Source organism: Sphingobium sp. MK2 (assembly GCF_040170545.1).
Taxonomy (GTDB): Bacteria; Pseudomonadota; Alphaproteobacteria; order Sphingomonadales; family Sphingomonadaceae; genus Sphingobium.
Map to the genome: position 1 here is coordinate 47,272 of NZ_JAZDXA010000036.1, position 6,692 is coordinate 53,963.

General features: G+C 62.7%; 6 protein-coding genes. 1 reads left to right on the forward strand and 5 read right to left on the reverse strand.

The window, feature by feature from the left end; translation table 11 throughout:
• Positions 1–53: 53 nt before the first annotated feature.
• The 4 genes from V2I08_RS15190 to ychF all read right to left on the reverse strand — a co-directional run bounded on the left by V2I08_RS15190 (position 54) and on the right by ychF (position 4,604).
• Entirely contained in the window at positions 54–1,601 is a 1,548-nt protein-coding gene (locus V2I08_RS15190; protein WP_349635876.1) for an alkaline phosphatase D family protein, read from the reverse strand.
• Positions 1,602–1,622: 21 nt separating this feature from the next.
• Complete coding sequence (locus V2I08_RS15195; RefSeq protein WP_349635877.1) at positions 1,623–2,897, reverse strand: ectonucleotide pyrophosphatase/phosphodiesterase; 1,275 nt, start codon at positions 2,895–2,897, stop codon at positions 1,623–1,625.
• A gap of 68 nt (positions 2,898–2,965) precedes the next feature.
• The gene (locus V2I08_RS15200) at positions 2,966–3,499 is read right to left on the reverse strand and encodes a DNA-deoxyinosine glycosylase (protein ID WP_349635878.1); all 534 of its coding nucleotides are present in this window, start codon (positions 3,497–3,499) and stop codon (positions 2,966–2,968) included.
• 4 nt (positions 3,500–3,503) lie between these two features.
• Positions 3,504–4,604, reverse strand: a complete 1,101-nt coding sequence (gene ychF, locus V2I08_RS15205; RefSeq protein WP_349635879.1) for a redox-regulated ATPase YchF — start codon at positions 4,602–4,604, stop codon at positions 3,504–3,506.
• A 140-nt stretch (positions 4,605–4,744) separates the two neighbouring features.
• Between ychF and V2I08_RS15210 the strand changes: the two genes are divergently transcribed.
• Positions 4,745–5,185 carry a DUF983 domain-containing protein gene (locus V2I08_RS15210; protein WP_349635880.1) on the forward strand — a complete coding sequence of 147 codons (441 nt, stop codon included), beginning with the start codon at positions 4,745–4,747 and terminating at the stop codon, positions 5,183–5,185.
• Positions 5,186–5,194: 9 nt separating this feature from the next.
• Here the strand turns inward: V2I08_RS15210 and V2I08_RS15215 are convergent, their stop codons facing one another.
• Entirely contained in the window at positions 5,195–6,610 is a 1,416-nt protein-coding gene (locus V2I08_RS15215; protein ID WP_333970347.1) for a short-chain fatty acyl-CoA regulator family protein, read from the reverse strand.
• Between the last annotated feature and the right edge of the window lie 82 nt (positions 6,611–6,692).

Sequence of the window (6,692 nt, forward strand, 5' to 3'; positions counted from 1 at the left end):
TCTATCCTTCTGCAACGGATGCCGTTCTAACAGGGCTTACGTTTACGTCAATGTTAGCTGATCTGTAGTGAGGGTTGCCCACGCGGGACGGTCATCGTCGCCCGCGTGCTGATCGCGCCGCCCGGCGTCGATACCTGATCCATGACCCGCGCCTGCGTCGTCCAGGCGTCGGGCGTGACTTCGCACACCAGATAGCCGCGCTGGTCGTTGATGAATTTCAGCTCTGGATTATTCCTCAGCATGATGTCGCTGCCGGTGCGCAGGTCCGACCCGTCGCCGCCCGATGAGATGGAGGTGGAAACGAACTCGACCGCCACGGTCTTGTCGCCATTGTCGAGCAGCCCCGCGAAATTCTGATGCTCGTCGCCGGTTAGCACGACCACATTGTTCAGGCCGCGCATCTTGCCGAGCAAACGGTTGCGCTGTGCGCTATAAGCGGCCCAGGTGTCGATATTATAGATTTTCTGGGTTTCGTCCGCATAGCGGCGGCGGTCGAGCGACATCATCATCACCTGCTGCGCCACGCAGTTCCATTGCGTTTGGCCCCGCGTCATGTTGCGGACCAGCCAGCTTTCCTCTTCGGCGGAAATGACCTGAGCCTTGCTGTCGTCAATGCCGGGGCAATAGGGTTTGAAACCATCGTCGCAGGGCTGTTTCGAGCGGAAGGAGCGGGTGTCGAGAAAATCTATCGAGAGCAGATCGCCATAGCGTGCCTCTCGATACATGTTGGTGATGATCCCGTTGCGCGGCAGCATGGCAGCGCGCACGGGCATATATTCGTACCAGGCCTGCAATCCCGCCTGACGGCGCAGGCGGAAAATCTCCGGCGGCACCGCTTTCCAGTTTTGGTCCTGCACCCAATTATTCTCCACCTCATGATCGTCAAAAGTGGGGAACCATGTATGTTTGGCGCGCGCGGCCTGCAGGTCGTAATCGCTCAGATATTGGGCATAGCGCAGCCGATAGTCCGCTACATCGAGACAATCCTGGCCGATATGATCGCGCACATGGGGCACGGGTAGCCCATCCTTGTCATAGTCCGGCCCGCGCTGCTTATATTCATAGATGAAGTCGCCATAATGATAGACGAAGGCGAGGTCGTCCTCGCGCGCGAGATGGCGGAAAGCGGTAAAATACCCATCCTCATAATTCTGACACCCCGCGACACCGAATTTCAGCGCTTTGGGACTGGCCGAGGCCAGCGGCAAGGTGCGAGCGCGGCCGCGCGGCGACTGGTCGCCTGCCAGCGCGAAACGATACCAATAGGGCCGGTCGGGTTGCAGGCCGGTCACTTCGACATGGACGCTGTGGCCCAGTTCAGGCCGCGCGGTCGCCTCGCCGGATGCCACGATCGTTCTGAAACGATCATCGCTGGCCACCTCCCATTTCACCGGGAGCGGGACGGTCGGCATCCCGCCATGTGGCTCGAACGGCTTGGGTGCAAGCTTAGTCCAGATCACGAAACCATCGGCGGCCGGATCGCCCGACGTTACCCCCAGCGAAAAGGGATAGCCCGCATACCAGCTTTGCGCCTTCAATAGAGCGGGTGCGCCGATGGCGGGTATAGCAACGGCGGTCAGTATCTGGCGACGGGTCAACATGGCAAATGTCCTGAAGGGATGTCAGTGTGCGAGGATGGGGGCAAGCGCGGCCGGATCACCGTCACCGGGCACCGGCGCGATGCCGATCAGGCGCGCGAGCAGGGGATAGACATCGACATTGGCGAAATCGCGCTTCGGCTTCGTGCCTGCGGTGAAGGCCGGGCCGTGCGCGATGAACAATGCGCGCATTTCCGGTGCCTGATCGTCCCAGCCATGGCTGCCGCCGGTTATGGCGTAGGTCGGGGTGGTCGGCTGAATTTCCCACCCGGTTTCACCCAGGCAGAAATAGGGCGGGATGCGCCGATGCGTGCCATAATGGAAACGGGCGGGCATCGCTTCCTTGCGCCAGCATTGCATATGGGGGTGGGGCTTGAGCAGAGCGGCTTCCAGCGCCTTTTCGCGTCCCGGCTGTGCCGCCAGCGTGGCATAAGGACCGGATTCGACAACGCGATAATCGGCCGGATCAGCGATCTTGTCCAATATCACCACCCGGTCGCTGGCGCTGGCGGCCATGCCGTGATCGGACAGGATGACGAGATTGGCGGGCTGCCCCATAGTCTTCAGACCGTCGATCAGGTCACGAATATGGCCGTCCACCTCTGTTGCCGCGCGCGCGGTTTCCGGTGCATCCGGTCCATAAATATGACCGGCCGTATCGACGATGTCGAAATAGAGGGTGACGAAGCGCGGGCGGATGGCGGCCGGGCGGCGAAGGACGTCCAGCACCATGTTGACGCGCTGGGTGCCACTGACCTGCTGGTTGAACTGCGCCCAGTCGCTCGGCCGGGTGCCGCCGTCCAATGTATAGGGCCATTGCTGCAGGCGCGTGCCACCCCAGGCTACGTTGGAGCCGGGCCAGAACATGGTGGCCGTGCGTATTCCCGCCTTTTCCGCCGTCACCCAGATCGGCTCCGCCTCATTCCACCAATAGGGATCGTCGCTGGCCATGGTGAAGCGTTCATTGGGGCGGGTGACATCCTCCATGCTGTTGGCGACGATGCCATTATGATCGGGCCGCTTGCCGGTCACGATCGTCCAGTGATTGGGGAAGGTCTTGGTCGGGAAGGAGGGGCGCATCGGTCCTTCGACACCGGCTGCGGCCAGGGCGGTCAGGGTAGGGGTGCCCCCCCGTTTCAGATAATCCGGGTGGAATCCGTCGATCGACACGAGGATAGTGACCGGCGCGCGCGCTTCTGCCTGGGCAACGGCGGCCGGACGCTGTTCGACCGAAGCGCAGGCCCCCAGCGCTCCGGACAGGGAGAGGCAAAGGGCAATGGCTATCGAACGGGGGATCATGGCGACTCTGTGATTATGGGCTTGGGAAGACAGCCGCTTAGCAGGGATGCCATGACGGTAAAGTGACACTAGGCTTCGGGCGGGCCGATCCATTGGCGCAGGGCGGCCCAGCGCTCCGCCTTTTGGGCGCGCGACAGGCTGGCATAAGCGCCGCTGGAGGAGGGAAGGTCGATCAGCGTCAGGCCCGGCCGGTCGCCCAATTGGCGCCGACCCTGCGTGGCGGCGGTTTTGCCATTGAAACCGATCGCCGCAAGCATCGGCAGCCGGGCGACGAACGCCCCCAAATCGCGGACTTCCGCCCCGCGAATGGCCCCGTCCAGGCTCCCCTCGCGCTGCGCGCTTTCGATCACATCCCACAGGCCGACGCCCCGTGTCCGCAACCGCTTGAGCCGCATGGCATAGGGTTGACCGCGCAGATCCTCGCCCAGCACATCGCCCATCAGCATCCAGAAGGCGTTGCCGCGATGGGCATAATATTCCCCCTGCCGGATCGACGCATCGCCGGGCAGGCTGCCGAGGATCAGCAGCCTTGTGTCCGCATCGACGCTGGGCGGGAAGGCGGCCTTGCGCTGCGCAGGCGATTGGCCGGGGCGCAGTGCCATGGGGTCAGACGTTGAAGCGGAACAACATGATGTCGCCGTCCTGCGTCACATAGTCCTTGCCTTCCGACCGCCATTTGCCTGCTTCCTTGGCCCCGGCTTCGCCGTTGAACTGGACATAGTCGGCAAAGGCCATGGTTTCGGCGCGGATGAAGCCTTTTTCGAAATCGGTATGGATTGCGCCCGCCGCCTGCGGAGCCTTCGATCCGCGTGCTACGGTCCAGGCGCGCGCTTCCTTGGGGCCGACGGTGAAGAAGGTGATGAGGCCGAGCAACTCGTACCCCGCCCGGATGATCCGCGCGAGACCCGCTTCGGCAAGGCCCAGCGCTTCGAGATATTCCGCCCGTTCCTCGATGGGCATGGTGACGAGTTCCGCCTCGATCGCGGCGGACACGATCACCGCCTTGGCATTTTCTGCCGCTGCCTTTTCGAACACACGCGCCGAATGGGCGTTGCCGCTCGACGCGCTGTCCTCCTCGACATTGCAGACATAGAGGACGGGCTTGGCGGTCAGCAGTTGCGCCTGCGCGAACAGCCGCGCTTCTTCCTCATCGCGAGGCACCGTCAGGCGCGCGGGCTTGCCGTCTCGCAGCAGGTCGAGCGCCTGACCCAGAACGGCGGCGGCCGCCTTCGCTTCCTTGTCGCCCTGCGCTCCTTTTTTCAACAGGTTGGGAACGCGCTTTTCCAGGCTTTCGAGGTCGGCCAGCATCAATTCCGTCTCGACCGTCTCGGCGTCGGCGATCGGATCAACCTTGTTTTCGACATGGGTGATGTCGTCATCCTCGAAACAGCGCAGCACATGGACGATCGCGTCGGTCTCGCGAATATTGGCGAGGAACTGGTTGCCCAGCCCTTCGCCCTTGGATGCGCCGCGCACCAGGCCCGCAATGTCCACGAACGCCAACTGCGTTTCGATGATTTTCGCCGATCCGCCGATCTTCGCGATCGTCTCCAGCCGAGGGTCTGGCACGGCCACGCGCCCCTCGTTCGGCTCGATCGTGCAGAAGGGATAGTTCGCCGCCTGCGCCGCCTGCGTCTCTGTCAGCGCGTTGAACAGGGTGGACTTGCCCACATTGGGAAGACCGACGATACCACAACGAAAACCCATTTGACTGCCTTTGAAGATCGGAATGATTGGCGCGCGCGATAGCGCCTTGTGCGCCCCTTGGCCAGTGGCGCGCAAAGGGGTAGGACAAAAGGGCCAATTGCAATGCGGCCAGCACACGCCACATGAGGCGTATGACAGATATGCAGAAACAGCCCCATTGGGTCGACGAGAGCGGCCGCCAATGGCCCAAGCGCCCGGCGCATGAGACGGGTGTACTCGGCCGCTGTCCCCGATGCGGCGAAGGGCATATCTTCAAAGGTTTCCTAACGATGCGCGATCATTGCGAAGTCTGTGGCCTCAATTACAGCTTTGCGGACCCTGCCGATGGCCCGGCCGTGTTCGTGCAACTGTTCGCCTGCGTGCCCGGCGTCATCTTCATCATCATGCTCGAAATCATGGCGCGGCCGGGCGTGTGGGTTCATCTGGCCGTTGGCGTGCCGGTGCTGATCCTGACCACCATTTTGCCTTTGCGGCCGATCAAGGGCTGGCTGGTTGCCGCGCAATTCACGATGAAGGCGCAGGAAGCGGGCACGGCGGGCCTGTGGGCGAAACTGCACGATGGCCAAGGCACGAAGCCCTAACCCTATCGCTTACCCAATCCAGTAAGGGACGATCTGCCGATTGTCCGGGTCGACATGGATCGGCCGATCGGCCGGCGGAAAGGCGCGCTGGTCGCAGCTTTGGCGCGAACAGAGGCGACAGGTGATGCCGATCGGCGTCGCTGCGCCTTCGACGTCCAGTTGCAGCCCGTCGGCATAGACGAAGTTCGCCGCATGCGCCGTCTCGCACCCCAACACCACGGCAAAGCGGCGCGGCGTCCGGCTATAGCTGCCTGATGGCTTGACCAGCCCCTTGGCCATCGAGACGTACCGCACGCCATCGGGCGTCTCTCCCAGTTGCACATTGATCCGGTCGGGGATCGCGACTGCCTCATGCACGTTCCACAAGGGGCAAGCCCCGCCGAATCGTGCGAACTGCAACCGGGTGGCACTGTGCCGTTTGGTGATATTGCCCGCCATGTCGACGCGGCAGAAGAAGAAGGGAATGCCGCGCAGCCCCGGCCGCTGGAGCGTCGAAAGCCGATGGCAGGCCTGCTCGAAACTGACGCCGAAGGTGCGCGACAGCCTGTCTATATCATGCCGCATTACTCGCGCCGCCTCGCGGAAGGCGGCATAGGGCATCAATAGCGCGCCCGCTGCGTAGTTGCCCAATCCGATCGCCAGCAGACGGTCTGCTCCGGTGACCGGCAGCCCCGCCTTACTCACTACATCGGCGATTACCGCTTGGCCCTCCAGCATCATAAGCTGGTGTGCCAGCATGAATTTGCGGCTCTCGGTCGGCAGCGCCGCATTGACGAACAGCCGCTTTGTGCTGCTCGTATAGGATCGCAACGCGCTGTCGGGCGTGTCGGCGATCAGCGTTTCGATGCCATGCCGCCGCGCCAGCGCTTCGACCAGCATGCCTTCGTCCAGTGTCTGTCCGGCGGTGAAGCTGGCGGCCATATCTTCGGCCAGGCAATCGATACTATGGACATAATTGCCCGCCTCATGAAACCAGTCGCGCGCCGCTTCCCATGGTAGCCGCGCCTGCACCGTGCTGTCGTTGGCGATCGCTTCCTCGATCATGTTGATGCGCTCGTTGGCGCGCAGATGGGCATTATAGAGGTCGAGATAGCGCGCCGCGAATTCCGGGAATTGCAGATGCAATTTCTCGATCCGCTCCGGCTCCAGCGCGACGCCCGGTAATTCGGGATGGCTGAGCGCAAAGGTGAAGGCGCCCAACATCTGTTCGTCCTCCCGCGCGTCGAAACTGGCCCAGTCGGTCGGAAAGGCATTGGCCAGTGCGGCCTTGACCTTGGCCGTCAGCGGCCGGTCGTCATTCTCCATCTGGGAGAGGTAGGACACGGATATGCTCAACGCCTGCGCCATCGTCGCCTGGTCCATGCGATGGTCGAGGCGCAACTGGCGCAGCCTTGGTCCTGCAAAGATACGATTGCCGCGTGCCATGCTTGCGTTCCCTCCTCAGTAGCTCCCAACCGCCGTTCGTTTCGAGCGAAGTCGAGAAACCTGTACGCCCGTTTCTCGACTT

Coding starts and splice junctions, on each gene's coding strand:
- V2I08_RS15210 (WP_349635880.1), top strand. CDS start 4,745: ATGCAGAAACAGCCCCATTGGGTCGACGAGAGCGGCCGCCAATGGCCC.
- V2I08_RS15200 (WP_349635878.1), bottom strand. CDS start 3,499: ATGGCACTGCGCCCCGGCCAATCGCCTGCGCAGCGCAAGGCCGCCTTC.
- ychF (WP_349635879.1), bottom strand. CDS start 4,604: ATGGGTTTTCGTTGTGGTATCGTCGGTCTTCCCAATGTGGGCAAGTCC.
- V2I08_RS15215 (WP_333970347.1), bottom strand. CDS start 6,610: ATGGCACGCGGCAATCGTATCTTTGCAGGACCAAGGCTGCGCCAGTTG.
- V2I08_RS15190 (WP_349635876.1), bottom strand. CDS start 1,601: ATGTTGACCCGTCGCCAGATACTGACCGCCGTTGCTATACCCGCCATC.
- V2I08_RS15195 (WP_349635877.1), bottom strand. CDS start 2,897: ATGATCCCCCGTTCGATAGCCATTGCCCTTTGCCTCTCCCTGTCCGGA.